The organism is Halorientalis persicus (assembly GCF_900110215.1).
GTDB classification, from domain to species: Archaea; Halobacteriota; Halobacteria; order Halobacteriales; family Haloarculaceae; genus Halorientalis; species Halorientalis persica.
The window spans coordinates 70,186-86,538 of record NZ_FOCX01000006.1 but is presented as its reverse complement, the minus strand read 5'-3'; the positions used below and the strand labels follow the sequence as shown (position 1 = coordinate 86,538).

General features: G+C 65.3%; 16 protein-coding genes. 15 read left to right on the top strand and 1 reads right to left on the bottom strand.

Features of this window, described 5'->3' with window-relative positions; genetic code table 11:
• Positions 1 to 66 precede the first annotated feature (66 nt).
• The 14 genes from BMX17_RS08670 (at position 67) to BMX17_RS08605 (ending at position 13,387) form a co-directional block, all read left to right on the top strand.
• A complete protein-coding gene (locus BMX17_RS08670; RefSeq protein ID WP_092659087.1) occupies positions 67 to 822 on the top strand; it encodes a hypothetical protein in 756 nt (251 codons plus the stop codon).
• Between the two features lie 77 nt (positions 823 to 899).
• Entirely contained in the window at positions 900 to 1,637 is a 738-nt protein-coding gene (locus BMX17_RS08665; RefSeq protein WP_092659086.1) for a hypothetical protein, read from the top strand.
• 122 nt (positions 1,638 to 1,759) lie between these two features.
• Positions 1,760 to 2,170: an NADH-quinone oxidoreductase subunit A gene (locus BMX17_RS08660; protein ID WP_092659085.1), complete on the top strand. Its 411-nt coding sequence runs from the start codon at positions 1,760 to 1,762 to the stop codon at positions 2,168 to 2,170.
• A 3-nt stretch (positions 2,171 to 2,173) separates the two neighbouring features.
• Complete coding sequence (locus tag BMX17_RS08655; protein ID WP_092659084.1) at positions 2,174 to 2,875, top strand: NADH-quinone oxidoreductase subunit B; 702 nt, start codon at positions 2,174 to 2,176, stop codon at positions 2,873 to 2,875.
• Positions 2,872 to 4,548, top strand: a complete 1,677-nt coding sequence (locus BMX17_RS08650) for an NADH-quinone oxidoreductase subunit D (protein ID WP_092659083.1) — start codon at positions 2,872 to 2,874, stop codon at positions 4,546 to 4,548. The genes BMX17_RS08655 and BMX17_RS08650 overlap by 4 nt, the downstream gene beginning before the upstream one ends.
• On the top strand, positions 4,548 to 5,591 hold the full coding sequence (locus tag BMX17_RS08645; protein WP_092659082.1) for a complex I subunit 1/NuoH family protein: 1,044 nt from the start codon (positions 4,548 to 4,550) through the stop codon (positions 5,589 to 5,591). Before BMX17_RS08650 ends, BMX17_RS08645 begins: the two co-directional genes overlap by 1 nt.
• A gap of 1 nt (position 5,592) precedes the next feature.
• Entirely contained in the window at positions 5,593 to 6,054 is a 462-nt protein-coding gene (locus tag BMX17_RS08640; RefSeq protein ID WP_092659081.1) for a NuoI/complex I 23 kDa subunit family protein, read from the top strand.
• Positions 6,055 to 6,250: 196 nt separating this feature from the next.
• Positions 6,251 to 6,526 (top strand): NADH-quinone oxidoreductase subunit J, encoded by a 276-nt coding sequence (locus BMX17_RS08635; RefSeq protein ID WP_092659080.1) that lies wholly within the window; start codon positions 6,251 to 6,253, stop codon positions 6,524 to 6,526.
• On the top strand, positions 6,523 to 6,861 hold the full coding sequence (locus BMX17_RS08630; protein WP_092659079.1) for a hypothetical protein: 339 nt from the start codon (positions 6,523 to 6,525) through the stop codon (positions 6,859 to 6,861). Before BMX17_RS08635 ends, BMX17_RS08630 begins: the two co-directional genes overlap by 4 nt.
• A complete protein-coding gene (gene nuoK / locus BMX17_RS08625; protein WP_092659078.1) occupies positions 6,861 to 7,163 on the top strand; it encodes an NADH-quinone oxidoreductase subunit NuoK in 303 nt (100 codons plus the stop codon). The genes BMX17_RS08630 and nuoK overlap by 1 nt, the downstream gene beginning before the upstream one ends.
• A 1-nt stretch (position 7,164) precedes the next feature.
• Positions 7,165 to 9,222 carry an NADH-quinone oxidoreductase subunit L gene (nuoL, locus tag BMX17_RS08620; protein WP_394327895.1) on the top strand — a complete coding sequence of 686 codons (2,058 nt, stop codon included), beginning with the start codon at positions 7,165 to 7,167 and terminating at the stop codon, positions 9,220 to 9,222.
• Complete coding sequence (locus BMX17_RS08615; RefSeq protein ID WP_092659077.1) at positions 9,223 to 10,761, top strand: complex I subunit 4 family protein; 1,539 nt, start codon at positions 9,223 to 9,225, stop codon at positions 10,759 to 10,761.
• Positions 10,761 to 12,281: an NADH-quinone oxidoreductase subunit N gene (locus tag BMX17_RS08610; protein WP_092659076.1), complete on the top strand. Its 1,521-nt coding sequence runs from the start codon at positions 10,761 to 10,763 to the stop codon at positions 12,279 to 12,281. The genes BMX17_RS08615 and BMX17_RS08610 overlap by 1 nt, the downstream gene beginning before the upstream one ends.
• A gap of 227 nt (positions 12,282 to 12,508) precedes the next feature.
• Positions 12,509 to 13,387, top strand: a complete 879-nt coding sequence (locus BMX17_RS08605; protein WP_092659075.1) for a hypothetical protein — start codon at positions 12,509 to 12,511, stop codon at positions 13,385 to 13,387.
• Here BMX17_RS08605 and BMX17_RS08600 read toward each other — a convergent pair.
• Entirely contained in the window at positions 13,384 to 13,665 is a 282-nt protein-coding gene (locus BMX17_RS08600; RefSeq protein ID WP_092659074.1) for a DNA-directed RNA polymerase subunit L, read from the bottom strand. The genes BMX17_RS08605 and BMX17_RS08600 overlap by 4 nt on opposite strands.
• A gap of 167 nt (positions 13,666 to 13,832) precedes the next feature.
• Here BMX17_RS08600 and BMX17_RS08595 point away from each other — a divergent pair, with 167 nt between their 5' ends.
• A complete protein-coding gene (locus BMX17_RS08595; protein WP_092659073.1) occupies positions 13,833 to 16,349 on the top strand; it encodes a DUF7527 domain-containing protein in 2,517 nt (838 codons plus the stop codon).
• Positions 16,350 to 16,353 lie beyond the last annotated feature (4 nt).

The following is a 16,353-nucleotide window of genomic DNA, read 5'->3' as shown; positions in this document are numbered from 1 at the left end:
GGATCCGGCCCGGGTGAGAACTGACTGATCCCATAGGCTTTTCAACTATTCCGACAAAGCCCGGGTATGCCTAGTATTGGCAACCGACAGGTCATCGTCGCGATACTGTTGGCCGCGACGATGGTCCTGGCAGGGTGTTCGGGTGGTGGCGGTCCGGCGACGACGGAGGCGCCGGACGACGAATCGACAGACGCGAACACGACGACAGGTGGCGAGATGACCGCGAGCGTCGAGGGTGAGACGAGTGCCGAGGGGGATATCCCGGCGGTTGACTACCAGTGGCAGGAGGGGGAGTCCTACACCTACGAGAGCGAGGCCTCCCAGGGAAGCACCAGCGAGTACTCCTGGACGGTCTCGGACGTGAGCGACGGGCAGGTGACGGCCGAACTGTCGAGCGGTTTCGGTAGCCAGACCCAGACGTCGACGCTCACGGGACCACAGGGAGACGTCTTCAGCGGCTCCAGCGATAACCTCCAGGCGTTTACGTTCGTACTGATGCAGATCCCCCAACTGGTCGTGCAGGGCCAGGAACTCTCGCCGGGGAACACCTGGACGGTGTCGAGCAGTGAGTTCGAGTCGAGCGGACTCCAGGGGCAATCGCAACCCCGGGATATCGACGTGAGCGTGACCGGTACCTCGCAGGTCGCCGGGACCCAGTGTTACAACGTCGAAGCGACTGGCGGGAACCAGACGATCAGTGGGTGTGTGAAAGAGGGGTGGCCGTTCGCGCTGTCGGCCACGTTCGAGCTCCAGACCCAGACGACGACCGGTGGCGAGACACAGACGAGTTCGTACGTGCTGGTCGATTACAACCGGCCGTAGGAACGTTTCCTGCCGTGTTTTTTCACCGGCTGTGACTATGCAGTAAAACTAAACACCGGACTGCAGTAGGGTATTCTATGGGGACGTTGCGGACGCGGACGGTCGGGGGTACAGTACTACTGGCGCTGTTGCTCGTTCTCGCTGGCTGTAGCGGTGGCGGTGCCGAGCAGACGCCAGGGGTGACCGCCACGACGACCGAGGGGAACACGACAGGGACGCCGATGGCGACGGCGACGGCGGCCGAGGACGGGACCGACGACGGCGGAGCCGGCACGGGGCCGGTGGACCTGCAGTACCTGTTCAACGACAGCGAGGGGTACGGCTACCTCGCCGACCTGCCAAACGGGACGACCAAGATGTCGTGGGTCGTCACGTCGACGGACGACGGGGATCCGCGGCCGTACACGGACGTGACGGTCGACGTCGGCTTCGGCCGGTTCGGGACGAACGTGACCACGGTGCAGGGGGGCATCTTCGAGGCGGTGATCAGCGACGGGTCCGTCGGCGGGCCGTTCTACTACGTGCGGACGCCGGTGGTTCTCGCCGCGGGCCACGACCTGCGCGTGGGCAACGAGTGGACGGTCCGTGGCGAGAACGTGACGGTCGGTGACGATTTCAGTGTCGGCTGGTCGGAAGCGACGGTGGAGATCACCGGGCAGGCGACCGTCGCCGGGGAGACCTGTTACGAGCTGGCGGTCCGGACCGACGGGAACGCGACCGGGCCGCGCAGTTGCATCAAGCACGACTGGCCGTTCGCGCTGGCGGTCGACACGCCGGACAGGGACTTCCAGCTGGCCGAGTTCGAGCGACCCTGACGGGCCGGTGGGGGAACCATCGGACACCTGTCAACGGTCGAAACCGTGGTTTTCCGGCGCGTGGAATCTATGAACCCTTATATGGCACCGTTCCTTACCCGTAGAACGATAGGTGTACACGGATGGGCAATCCATGGATAGCCATCGGGGCGCTGGCGCTGGTCGGTCTTCTCATCCCAGTCGGGATGATGGCGATATCGAAGCTTCTCCGGCCGAGCGTTCCCGAGCAGGGAAAACGTTCCACCTACGAGAGCGGTGAGATTCCGACCGGGGACACCCGGATTCGGTTCAACATCCAGTATTACATGGTCGCGCTGCTGTTCCTGATTTTCGACATCGAGACCGTCCTGATCTTCCCGTGGACGGTCATCTACCGCAGCGCACTGGAGAACGGCGTCGGGCTGACGCGAATCCTCGGCCCCATGCTGGTGTTCATCGGAATCCTCGTCGTCGGTCTCGGGTGGGCGTGGCGCAACGGCGCGGTCAAGTGGGTCCGCTCGCCGCGGGCCGAGAAACGCAAAGATGCCAGATAACACATGAGTAGTCAAGACAAGCTAACGGACACGGTCGGTGCCGACACCCAGTCGACACAGGACGCCCGGATGGGCGAGGGTGCAGACAACCGGTTCAACTCCCCGCTCCGGAAGGCGCTGGGCTCGTCCCCGTTCATCCTCACGAAGTTCGACAAGTTCATGAACTGGGTGCGGGGCTCGTCGATGTTCATGCTGCAGTTCGGGATCGCCTGCTGCAGCATCGAGATGATGCACACGTACTCGGTCAAACACGACCTCGACCGGTTCGGGGCCGGCGTCCCGCGGGCCTCGCCGCGACAGGCTGACGTGATCATCGTCCCGGGAACCATCGTCTCGAAGTTCGCCCCGCGCATGAAGCGAGTGTACGACCAGATGCCCGAGCCCAAGTTCGTCGTCGGCATGGGCTCGTGTACCATCTCCGGCGGGCCGTTCCAGGAGGGGTACAACGTCATCAAGGGCGCGGAGGAGGTCATCCCGGTCGACATCCACATCCCCGGGTGTCCGCCCCGCCCCGAGGCGCTGGTCTACGGGATCGCCAAACTGCAGGAACGGGTCGCGAACGGCGAGTCCGCGCCCGTGACGGTCAAACCGTACGAGCTTGAGGAGTTCGGCGACCTCGAACGGGACGAACTCGTCGAAAAGCTCGCCGATCAGATCGACCACGACGATCTCGTCATGCGGTACAACTGGGTTGATTCGCCATGAGTTTGGAAGAACCGGGGACACGCGACGTGGGCCTCACGAAAGCGGGCGAAGTCAACTACGACGAACTCGAAGCCCTGCTGGGCGACGCCGTGCTGGGTCGGGAGACGCACCTCAACGCCGAGGCGTTCGTCATCCGGCCCGACGCCGTGCAGGACACCCTCTCGACGCTGAAGGAGGAAGCCGGCTTCGACTTCCTGAACTGCGTCACCGCACAGGAGTACCAGGATCGGTACGAGACGATCTATCACATGACCAAGTACGACGACCGGACCCAGGAGGTCGGCGTCGTCGTCCCCACCAGCAAGGACGATCCCGTCTCGGAGTCGGCCGAACCGGTCTTCCGGACCGCCGACTGGCACGAGCGGGAGGCCTACGACCTGGTGGGTATCGAGTACGCGGATCACCCGGACCTCCGCCGGATCCTCCTGCCCGAGACCTGGCAGGGCCATCCGCTCTCGATGGACTACGACCAGACCAAGCCCCAGATCGTCACCCTTCGGGAGAACAAGAACCCACTTCAGGAGGACCAGCGGCTCAACGACGACAGCGACACGATGTTGCTCAACATCGGGCCCCACCACCCGGCGACCCACGGCGTCCTCCACGTGGAAGCCACGCTGGACGGGGAGCAGGTCGCCGACGTCGAGCCCGATATCGGGTACATCCACCGCTGTGAAGAGCAGATGTGTCAGCAGGGGACCTACCGCCACCAGATCATGCCCTACCCCGACCGCTGGGACTGGGGCGGCGCGGGCCTGCTGAACGAGTGGGCGTACGCCCGGACCGCCGAGGAACTGGCCGACATCGACGTGCCCGAGTACGCACAGGTCGTCCGGACGATGTCTGCCGAACTCTCGCGGATCCTCTCACACATGCTCGCGGTGGCCGCGTACGCGCTGGACACGATCGGCGACTTCACCGCGACGTTCATGTACGGGATGCAGGACCGGGAAGTGGTTCAGAACATCCTCGAGGACCTCACCGGTCAGCGGCTGATGTTCAACTACTTCCGGCTGGGCGGGGTCGCGTGGGACCTACCCGAGCCCCGCGAGGAGTTCTTCGAGAAGATCCGGGCGTTCATCGACGACCTGCCCGAGAAACTGGAGGAGTACCACAACCTGCTGACCAGCAACGAGATCATGCAGGTCCGGACCGTCGACACGGGGTATCTCGACCCCGAGGTCGCCAAAAACTACGGCGCGACGGGACCGGTCGCGCGTGGCTCCGGCATCGACTACGACGTTCGCCGGGACGATCCCTACGGCTACTACGACAAGCTCGACTGGGACGTGGTCACCGAAGACGGCGGCGACAACTACGCGCGCCTGCTGGTGCGGCTCCAAGAGGTCGAGGAGTCGGCCAAGATCATCAACCAGTGTGTCGACCTGCTTGAGGACTGGCCCGAGGAGGACCGCACGATTCAGGCCAACGTTCCCCGGACGATCAAGCCCGAACCCGACACGGAGGTCTACAAGTCCGTCGAGGCCGCGAAGGGTGAACTCGGGATCTACATCCGCTCGGACGGCACGGACTCGCCCGCGCGGTTCAAGATCCGGGGCGGATCGTTCTCCAACCTGCAGACGCTGCCGGAGATGGCCGAGGGCGAGTACATCGCGGACCTGATCGCGTCGCTCGGTAGCCTGGACACCATCATGGGCGAGGTGGATCGGTAATGACGCTCTCGGACACCATCGCCGGATTGCTCGGGTTGAACGCGAACGACCCGTTGCAGTTTTTCCTCGCGGCGATCATCGCGTCGGCCATCGTCGGCACGTTCATGCTCGTCAACGTCGCGATCGCCGGCCCGTGGGCGAAACGGAAGATCACGGCCGCGTTCACCGACCGGATCGCGGTCAACCGGATCGGCCCGTTCGGCCTGATGGTCATCGTCGCCGACGCGGTGCGCCTACTCTCGAAGGAACTGATCGTTCCCGAAGAAGTCGACCGCCCGGCGTGGGACCTCGCGCCGCTTGTCATCGCGGGCTCGGCGCTCTTCGGGTTCGCCGTCATCCCGATGGGGAACGGCATCCAGGTCGCCGACCCCGAGGCAGGGTTGGCGTACGTGTTCGCGGTCGCGTCGCTGGCGTCGCTCGGCCTCGTGATGGCGGGCTACGCCTCGAACAACAAGTACTCGATGCTGGGCGGACTGCGCGCGGTCGCGCAGAACCTGGCCTACGAGATTCCGCTCGTGCTGACGGGCGTGTCGGTCGTCATCTTCGCCGGCACGCTCCAGATGAGCGAGATCGTCGCCGCACAGACCGGGACGCTGGCGACGATCGCCGGGATCCCGATCCCGTCGTGGTACGCGTTCGTGAACCCGTTCGCGTTCGTCCTCTTCCTGGTCGCGAACCTGGCGGAGGTCGGCCGGAACCCGTTCGACACGCCGGAGGCCCCGACCGAGATCGTCGCCGGCTACCAGACCGAGTACTCCTCGGTCTATTTCGTCCTGATGTACCTCGGGGAGTTCATCCACATCTTCCTTGGCGGGGCGATCATCGCGACGATCTTCCTCGGCGGGCCGGCCGGCCCGGTCCTGCCCGGGATCGTCTGGTTCCTGATCAAGATCTGGGCCGTCTTCCTGTTCACCCAGTGGGCGCGGTCGGCGCTGCCCCGGGTTCGTATCGACCAGCTCATCGAAATCGGCTGGAAGGGGATGCTCGTGCTCTCCTTCGCCAACCTGATCCTGACGGCTATCATCGTCGGGGTGGTCGTGTAACATGATCGGACTGCTCAAATCCATGGCGACGACGATGAAACACGCGCTCGACGGGGAGACGTTCACCGTCGAGTACCCCGAAGAAGCACCCGAAGTGAGCCCGCGCTTCCGCGGGGTCCACAAGTTCAGCCAGGAGCGGTGTATCTGGTGTCGGCAGTGTGAGAACGTCTGCCCGAACGACACGATTCAGATCGTCACCGACGACCAGCGCAACGGCGAGGAGTACAACCTCCACATCGGTCAGTGTATCTACTGCCGGCTCTGTGAGGAGGTCTGTCCCGTCGACGCCATCCTGCTGACCCAGAACTTCGAGTTCACCGCCGACACGAAAGACGAACTCGCCTACAACAAGGAACAACTCAAGAACGTTCCCTGGTACAAGGACATCGATCCGCTGGAGTCCCGCGAACCGGACCGGGGCGCGTGGATCGGCGAAGGCGAAGGCGAACTCGACTACCAGTAGCCACGGCCGGCCGCGTCCGGGTGCAGCTTTTTACCCGACCGGTCTGAACGACACGTAACACCAGACACACATGACATACGACAATCACAACGGCGGGAGAACCGACGCGTTTCGGTCGAGAGGCCGATCTCCGAGACGTGCGCGTGAATCGGATAAAGAAATCTTCAAAGGCCCGCCGATTGGAGAGTGAAGTAAGATGGCACTGCCAGAAACTATAGCATTCGGGTTGTTCGCGTTCGTCACGATCGCGAGCAGCCTCGGCGTCGTCCTCTTACGGGACATGTGGCACTCAGCGCTGATGTTGGGTGTCGCGTTGCTCAGCGTCGCGATCCACTACGTGATGTTGCGCGCGGAGTTCGTCGCGACGATGCAGATACTCGTGTACGTGGGCGGCGTATTGATCCTGATTACGTTCGCCGTGATGCTTACCCGCAAGGACGAGCCGGCAGAGTCGGCGGAGGTGACGACATGACGACTCGACCGCGACTGGCTGACGACGCCAACTGGGTCGCCGGCATCGCCGCGCTCGGCCTGTTCGCCGTGCTGGCGATCGTGTTCCTCGGGTCCTCGTTCGGATCGGCGGCCGGGTTCCCGGACGTGTCGATCACCGCGGGCATCGGGTACGCGATGTTCGATCTCATCGGCCAGACGGTGATCGAGAGCGAGGAGTTCCTGGTGTCGTTCATCGTCATCGCGATCACGCTGGACGCGGCGCTCGACGTGGCGCTCATGCTCGCGTCGCGTGACGAGGACTCGGCGAGCGCGATCACGGACGGCGGGCGCTCGACAGGACGGGGTGACCACTGATGGTCCCGGCCGAGTACTACCTGCTCCTGTCGGCCGCGATGTTCTGTATCGGGCTGTTCGGGATCCTCACCCGTCGCAACGCCCTGCTGTTCCTGATGTCCGTCGAACTGATGCTCAACGCAGCCAGCATCAACTTCGTGGCGTTCTCCCTCCAGTGGGGGAACCTGACCGGGCAGGTATTCACGCTGTTCCTGATGGCGCTGGCCGCGGCCGAGGTCGCCATCGGGATCGGTATCATCCTGGTGCTGTACCGTAACTTCGCGGACATCGACGTGACCAAACCGACGACTATGAGGTGGTAAGATGGTGAGTGCATTCGAGTTCGTTCCGGCGATCGCGGTGTTGCCACTCGTATCGTTCGTGGTCGCGCTGGCCTTCGGCAAGTGGATGCCCAAGAAAGGTGCGCTGGCCGGTATCTTCGCGACGGCCGGCTCCCTGTTGCTCTCGATCTGGACCGTGCTGACGGTCGCGGGCATCCTGGGCTCGGAGACGGCCTACCACGAGGAGATCTGGCAGTTCGCGACGGGGATCGGCACGTTCGATCTCCACCTGGGCGTCTTCGTCGACCCGCTCTCCTCGCTGATGCTGTTGATCGTCTCGCTGATTTCGCTCCTCGTGTTCGTCTTCTCGCTGGGCTACATGAACGACGAGAACGAGACCGGGCTTCCCCGGTACTACGCCTCGCTCTCGCTGTTTAGCTTCAGCATGCTCGCCTTCGTCTTCGCGGACAACATCCTGATGGCGTTCATGTTCTTCGAGCTGGTGGGCCTGTGTTCGTTCCTGCTCATCGGCTTCTGGTTCCGCGAGGACGCGCCGCCCAGCGCCGCGAAGAAGGCGTTCCTGGTCACCCGCTTCGGTGACTTCTTCTTCCTGATCGGCGTCGTCGGCATCTTCGCGACATTCGGGACGGGCCTGTTCGTCACGGAGGCGGGCTTCCCCGCGATGGCCGAGCAGGCGATCAGCGGCGAGATGCCCGGCACGGTCGCCGACTTCCTCGAACCGCTCGGCATGGGTGCCCAGGGGTGGTTCACGATCCTGGGACTGCTCGTGCTCGGCGGCGTGGTCGGCAAGTCGGCGCAGTTCCCGCTGCACACGTGGCTGCCCGACGCGATGGAAGGCCCGACGCCCGTCTCCGCGCTGATCCACGCGGCGACGATGGTCGCGGCCGGTGTCTATCTAGTCGCACGTATGTACGGGTTCTACCTCCTGACCCCGACGACGATGGGCATCATCGCCCTGATCGGTGGCTTCACGGCCCTGTTCGCGGCGACGATGGGCGTCGTCAAACAGGAACTCAAGCAGGTGCTGGCGTACTCGACCATCTCCCAGTACGGGTACATGATGCTCGCGCTGGGGTCGGGCGGATACGTCGCCGCGGTCTTCCATCTGACCACCCACGCCGTGTTCAAGGCGCTCCTGTTCCTCGGCGCGGGGTCGGTCATCATCGCCATGCACCACAACGAGAATATGTGGGACATGGGCGGACTCAAAGAGAAGATGCCCGTGACCTACTGGACCTTCCTCTCGGGCTCGCTCGCGCTAGCGGGGATCTTCCCGTTCGCGGGCTTCTGGTCCAAGGACGAGGTGTTGTACGAGGCGCTGATTCACGGCCTCGGCGACCCCGTCATCCTGGTCGCATGGGCGATGGGCCTGCTCGCCGTCTTCCTGACCGGCTTCTACACCTTCCGGATGGTCTTCCTGACCTTCCACGGTGAGCCCCGGACCGACGACGCGGAGGACCCTCACGGCGTTCGCTGGAACGTCAAACTGCCGCTCGGCGTCCTCGGGGTCCTCGCGGCGACGCTCGGGTTCATCAACATGGTCCCGGTCGCGAAGCTGACCGGCGCGCACATCGACTTCCTGCACAAGTGGCTGGTCGGCTCCGAAATCGTCAACGCGGAGTTCCTGACGGGCCTGCACGTCTACGAGGACCTGCTGCCGTACGAGTCGGCCTACATCGCTGGCGGTGAGGTTCCGACGCTGCTGATTTCGGCAGCGCTGTCGCTCGGTCTCGCACTGGCCGGCGTCGGGCTGGCCTACCGGCTGTACGCGGTGCCGGAACCGGTCGAACACACGAAGAAACTCGGCGGACTGCGGACGCTGCTCATGCACAACTACTATCAGGACGAGTACCAGGTGTGGCTGGCGGAGGGCGTGACCCTGCCGCTGGCCCGCGTGGCCGACACATTCGATCAGGGAATCATCGACGGCGTCGTCAACGGAATCTCTAGCGTGAGCCTGTTCTCGGGCGACCGCATTCGGCGGATCCAGACCGGCGTCGTCTCCAACTACGCGGCCCTGCTGACCATCGGGCTCGCGCTCCTGTTGATCGCCTTCGGCATCGTCGGGGGGTGGTTCTGAATGCTGGTCGAACTGCTCATCGTCTTCGCGCTGATGGCGGCGGGACTGGTCTTGCTCGCCCCCGACGAGTACGCGGGTCAGTTCGCGGCCGTCCTCAGTCTCGTGCCCGTCGGCGTGAGCCTGTGGATGTACAGCGTCTTCGACGGCACGGGCAACGCACTGCTCTCTGGTGGCCAGCCCGCCTTCGAGACGATGGCGAGCTGGATCACGCTCGGGCCGTACGCGATCAACTGGCACGTCGGTCTCGACGGCGTGAGTATGCCGCTGATCGTGTTGACGACGATCCTGACCACGCTCGCGATCGTCAGCGCCTGGACGCCCATCGACGAACGGGAGTCCCAGTTCTACGGGCTAGTCCTGTTCATGCAGGCCGCGCTGATCGGTGTCTTCTCGGCGCTCGACTTCCTGCTGTGGTTCGTCTTCTGGGAGGCCGTCCTCGTCCCGATGTACTTCCTCATCGGCGTCTGGGGCGGGCCGCGCCGGAAGTACGCCGCGATCAAGTTCTTCGTCTACACCAACGTGGCGAGCCTCGTGATGTTCGTCGGCTTCTTCACGCTGGTGTTCGGACTCGGCGACTCCATCAGCACGCTGGGCCTGCCGGCCATCGCCCAGGCGCTGAACGCGGGCCAGCTCGGGAGCGTCGCCGGTTTCAGTCCCGACGTGATCAAACTGGCCGCCTTCGTGGCGCTGTTCTTCGGCTTCGCGGTCAAGGTGCCGGTCGTCCCCTTCCACACGTGGCTGCCGGACGCACACGTCGAGGCACCGACCCCTGTGTCGGTGCTTCTGGCGGGCGTCCTGCTGAAGATGGGGACCTACGCACTGCTCCGGTTCAACTTCACGATGCTGGCGGACATCGCGCGGGCTAACGCCACCTACATCGCCATCTTCGCGGTCGTCTCGGTGATCTACGGGGCCCTGCTGGCGCTGGCCCAGCAGGACCTCAAGCGGATCGTCGCGTACTCCTCTATCTCCTCGATGGGCTACGTGATCCTCGGCCTGATCGCGTTCACGCCCCACGGCGTGGGTGGCGCGACCTTCCAGATGGTCAGCCACGGCCTGATCTCCGGGCTGATGTTCATGGCAGTCGGCGTCATCTACAACGAGACCCACACCCGGATGATCGGCGATATGTCCGGGATGGCCGACCGGATGCCCGTGACCGCGGGCGTATTCGTCGCGGCCGCGTTCGGCTACATGGGCCTGCCGCTGATGAGCGGGTTCGCGGCCGAGGTGCTCGTGTTCATGGGTGCCTTCGAGTCGACGACGATTCCGGCGGCCCCGCTCTTTACGGGGATCGCGATGTTCGGCATCGTGATCGTCGCGGGCTACCTGCTGCGTGCGATGCAGAAGACGCTGTTCGGGCCCTTCCGGCTCGAAACCGACTACGACATCGGGCGTGCCCCGCTACAGGACGTCGCGCCGCTGTTCGTCCTGCTGGCGCTGGTCATCGCACTGGGCGTCGCGCCTGATCTGTTCTATCGGATGATCCAGGACGCAGTGTTCGAAGTGACGGCACTGGGCCTGGGAGGTGGTGCCTGATGATTCCGCTCCAGACACAGAGTACGTTGCCCGACTGGGCGGCGCTGGCCCCGGCGATACTGCTCGGGCTGACTGCGCTGACCCTGTTCCTGATCGACAGCATCGACCCGAACGACGAATCGCCGAGCCTGCTCGCTGGCGTCGCGACGCTGGGATCGGTCCTGGCGATGGTCGTCACGGGCTGGTATCTGGTCGCCGGGACCGGGATGCCCCGGACCGGCGGCGCGATCGAGTTGTTCAGCGGGCAGCTGGTCGTCGACGGGATGAGCCTGTTTTTCACGTTCATCTTCACGAGCGTGACCGCGCTCGTCACCGTCGCCAGCTACGATTACCTCTCGGGCCGACCCAACCAGGCCGAGTACTACGCGCTCGTGTTGCTCGCGGCCACCGGGATGTCGGTGATGGCCTCGGCAAACAGCCTCGCGACGGCCTTCGTCGCGCTGGAACTCTCCAGCCTGCCGTCCTACGGGCTCGTGGCCTATCTCAAGAACGACCGCGGGAGCGTCGAGGCCGGGCTGAAGTACTTCCTGATCGGCGCAGTGTCCTCGGCGGTGCTCGCGTACGGGATCAGCCTCGTCTACGCGTCCTCCGGTGCGTTGCAGTTGGACGCCGTCGCGGAGGCGCTGAGTATGGGTATCCAGAACACCGGCGTCCTCGGCGTGGGCATCCTGATGGTCGCGGGCGGCTTCGCGTTCAAGACCGCCTCCGTGCCCTTCCACTTCTGGGCCCCGGAGGCCTACGAAGGCGCGCCCGCACCGATCTCCGGCTTCCTGTCCTCGGCGTCGAAGGCCGCCGGGTTCGTGCTGGCCTTCCGGGTGTTCGTCACCGCGTTCCCGCTCGAAGTCGTGGCGGGCACCATCGACTGGACACTGGCCTTCACCGTGCTGGCGCTGGTGACGATGACGCTCGGCAACTTCGCCGCGGCCACCCAGGACAAGGTCAAGCGGATGCTGGCGTACTCCTCGATCGGACACGCCGGCTACGCGCTGATCGGCATCGCCATCGTGACTGGGACGGCCAATCAGGGCTACGCGCTGGGAGCGAGTATGCTCCACCTGTTCGTCTACGGGTTCATGAACACCGGGGCCTTCCTGTTCGTCGCCCTGGTCGAGTACTGGGGCGTCGGCCGGACCTTCGAGGACTACAACGGGCTCGCGAAGCAGGCCCCCGTCGCCTGTTTCGCGATGACGATCTTCCTGTTCAGCCTCGCGGGCCTGCCCATCGGCGGCGGGGCGCTCTCGAAGTGGGCGCTCCTGTCGGCGACGGCCAGCGCCGCCACGCTGAGCGCGTGGCTGCTCGCCGCGGCCCTCATCGTCAACAGCGCGCTGTCGCTGTTCTACTACTCCCGGGTCGTCAAAGCGATGTGGATCGAAGAGCCCGCGGGTGACTTCGAGGTCTCGTCACACCCGACCGGCCTCTACGCGGCCGTCGTCGGTGCCGCCATCGTGACCTTCCTCCTGTTGCCCGCCTTCGGCGTCGTCTCCGGGACCGCCTTCGACGCCGCGGCCGCGCTGTTCTGAGGCCACGGGCCTGTCTTTTGCTCGCTCGTTCGGCGACGCTCACCCCGTTCGCGTCGCCCTGCTCACGGCTCCTTCCAGTCGCCGTTCACACATCCGGAAGCGTTCCCTGTGGTCACGCTTCCCGCTGCTCGGGGGCGAGGCCCGCTCGCTCGCCTGTCCGGAGAGACACCCTCCGTCGTCTCTGTTAACCGACACCCTTTCCGTACACGGGTCCCTCTATCAGCCCGATGAAGTGGCGGTGTGAGCACTGTGGGAAGCCACACGAGCGCAACGATCCGCCGTGTGACAACTGCGGGCACAGCGAGTTCGAGAAAGCGGTCGTGCCGATGGCCCCCGAAGCCGAGGACGAGGACGCCAGCACGACATACGCCTGGATCTGCACGGAGTGTGGCAACGACCACCCCAAGCACACGCCGCCCTGTGACCGCTGTGGGAACGCGACACTGGAACGACGGGAGTTGAGCTACGACGAAGACGAGATCGTCGAGGAGATGCTCGAAGACAGCTCCGGGCGGACCCCCAGCGCCGACGTGAGCTATCTCGACGTGCTCGACGCCAAACTCGTCTTGCTCTTTCTGGGCGTCGCCGCGCTGGTGGCCTACCTGGCGCTTGGATTCCTGGGTATCGTCCAGATTCCGGGGATCTCCCCGACACCGCCGGTCCCCGGGAACGCGACGGCCGCGGACGGGCTGGTGTTCGCGGACGTCGAGTCGGCCTACGTCGACGAGTTGAACGCGCGCCGGTCCGAGCAAGGGTACGGGAATCTGACCCTCGACGAGAATCTGGACGCGGCAGCGACGGCCTACAACCAGCAACGCGTGCGCCGCGACTACGGAGAGATCGATAGCGCCAGCGAGGATCGAGCACGGAGCGAAATCGGGGACGTGTGTGGTGATGCGACACCGGTTCTGGTCACCTTCCCGCCGGATCTGCAACTCGGAGAAGAGGGGATGGAGTTCGAGACCGAGCGGGAACTCGCACGGCTCCTGGCAGAACCGGGAACCAACACGCGAGAGCCACTGGTCGAAGCGGAGCGAAAATTGACCGGCGTCGACGTCCACGTCGCGCCCGACGGCGTGCTCTACGTGACCCAAATCGTCTGTTAGGCCGCCTCGTAGGCGGACCGGAAGTCGTCGGCTTTCTCCATGACGCGTTCGGCACCGGCTTCCAGTGCGTCCAAGGCGTCCACGTCTTCTTTCGTCTTGACCGTCAGGATGGGTTCAGTCTGGCCACCGGACTGTTCGGGGTTCACGTCGTAGGTCGCGGCCTCGACGCCCTCGGCTTCCAGCAGTGCGCCCTTCAGGACGTTCATGAAAGTGTGATCCTCGCCCGCGATCTCGATAGAGAGTTCCGTGTCGGTCTTCTCGATGACCCGCAGTTCCATGCTCTCCCGTCCACACTTGGCGGCATTGAAGCTTACGAACACGGGAGCGACATCGCCCCCTATTCGGGGCCCGCTCGTCCGGTCCGTTCCCCTCGGCACCGGGTCATCGGTGACCGACCGCGTTTTCCCCGCAAAGTATTAGGACCGCATGGGACTTGTTCTTATCAATGACGACACGCGCGGTCGAGCAGGTCGACGACTGGGACTCCCGGCCGTTCTCGGGCGGGTACCGCGGCCTGCACGACCTGGCTGACGACGACTTCTCCGGTATCGTCGCGGCGGGACCGACGCGACTCTGCATGACCTCCGGCCGGGTGATCGGCATCCTCGACGGCACCATCGAGGACTTCGAGGACGCCGAGGGGACCGCCTACGAGGCCCCCTCGCCGGCGCTCCCCCTGCTCTCGGTCATGCAAGAGCGCAGTGACGAGGTCCGCGCCCAGTACTACACCGAGGAGACGAGCGTCGAGGAAGTAGACCGGACGCTCACACAGGGGAACTTCACGGGGTACGTCGAGCTGTCCGAGAACGTCCTCAGCGGCGACTACTATCTGGTCTATCACCAGGGCCGGTCGATGAGCGTCGCCTGGGTCGGCGCGAGCGAAAACCTCCTGATCGACGACGAGGCCTTCGATCAGGCCAACGGCGAGGTCGGTATCTACGAAGTGCGACCGGTCGACATCGAAGTCGTCGAGATTCCGGAGCCGACCGAGCCCGCGACCGAGGAGACGGCGCCCGCTCCCGACGCGGGCGCGGCGGCCGCGACGACGGCCGAGGCCGACACCGAAGCTGAACCGACCAGTACAGAGCCAGCCGAGGACGAGCCGTCCGAAGCGGAGTCGACAGCCGAGCCGTCGGCCGCCGACGACACGGACGAGGAGGTCCCAGAGACGGCTGTGGACACCGGAGCGACGGACTCTGGTGAGCCCACTGGGAACGAGCCTGGTGCCGGACGAGCGGAACCAGAGGCCAACGCGGAGGCGAACACGGCGGACCGATCCGGCGCAGAATCCGCGACGGAACCGACCGAGACGCCCGACCGGGGGGACGACGGTGCGTCCAATGGGACGACCGGGACGGACACTCGCGACGACCGGACCCGGGCCGAACCGGAGGAGCGGGAGTCGAGTGGCTCGCGGCGCGACAGCCGACGGTCCGAGTCTGCGGGCACGGACCGACAGCGAGAGCAGGCCGACCGGAGCGCGTCGTCACGAGGCGGGGAGACTCGGCCCGGACAACAGCAGCCGAGCACGTCGGAACCGACGGCGAGAGACACACAGCGCGATACCGGACCACGGAACGCTGACCCCACCGGCGGGACTGCGGGCGCGAGCGGGCCACGGTCGGAGTCCCCCGACTCCAGCCGAAGCCGCCAGCAGGGCGGGCAGAAAAGCACCGGCAAGGTCGGCGAACTGGAGACCAGGTCGATCCCGTCGCTGGATCCCGACCGGACGAGCGAGCCGGACGACGGAAACGGGCAACAGGGACCGGCGGCCGCTGGATCGGGCGCGCGTTCCGAACCGGAGCCAGGGCCGGCCGGGAATCCCGGCGGCGAGCCACGGCGCGGATCGGGACCGGCGAGTCAGGGGGCCGATCCCGCGCCGCGCCAGGGGACGCCCGAGCGGGCACAGCCCGAACGAGCGCCGGCCGAGGGACAGCAGGGCGAACCCCGCCGGGAACCGGCCGATACCGAGCCGGAACCGGACCCGGACCCCGAAGGGGGTCCCACCCCCGCCGAGATCGAGGAACTGGAAGCGAAACTCGATGACAAGGAGGCCGAGATCGATGATCTCGAAGCGAAACTGGAGACGGCCGAGGACGAGCGCGACGAACTGGAGGCCGAACGCGACGAGTTGGCGGCCGAACGCGACGAACTCCGAGAGCGGGTCGAACAGCTCGAACGTCGGATCGACGAGCTCCGGACGGAGGAGGGCGGGGAGTCCGTCGCGGACCGCGAGCGCCTCAGCCCAGCCGAGGCCATCGAGGGGACGAACCTCTTCGTCCGGTACCGATCGAAAGGCGACGCGACACTGGAGGCGGCCCACGCCGGGAACGCCGAGGCGGGTGCGGTCAACGACAATATGCAGATCCAGTACCACACCCAGTTCGAGGCCGAGGACGTGGCCGTCAACGGCGAGCCGTTTGCGGCCTACCTGCAGGACACGATCCAGCACAGTTTCGTCGAGTGGCTCGTGCGGGTCCTCCCCTACGAGATCCGCGATACGGGCCACCAGGAGGCGCTGGGGCCACTGTACGACGCGCTCCCGAAGATCGACCGGGCGGAGCTGAACGGAGCGATCACCGTCCAGTACCAGGAAGACGGCGAGGAACACCGCAGTCAGGAAAGTTTCGACGTGGTGTTGCGCGACCGGATGGGCAACCCACTGATCGTGGCGAACATGAACGAGTCCCGTCAGCCCGCGAGCCAGAGCATGATGGAGGGACTCATCTCGGCGTCACAGCGCGTCGGCGAGTCCAAGGAGTCACTGGCCGGGTCATTCCTCGTCACGTCGAGTTTCTTCGAGCCGGAAGCGATGGAAGCGGCCTCGGACGCGACGGGGAGTGGCCTGCTCAGTCGCGACAAACGCGAGAGCTTCGTGAAACTGTCGCGAAAAGACGGGTTCCACCTCTGTCTGGTGGAAGCGCGCGAGGAGAATTTTAACCTCTCCGTGCCCGAAATCTGAGAGA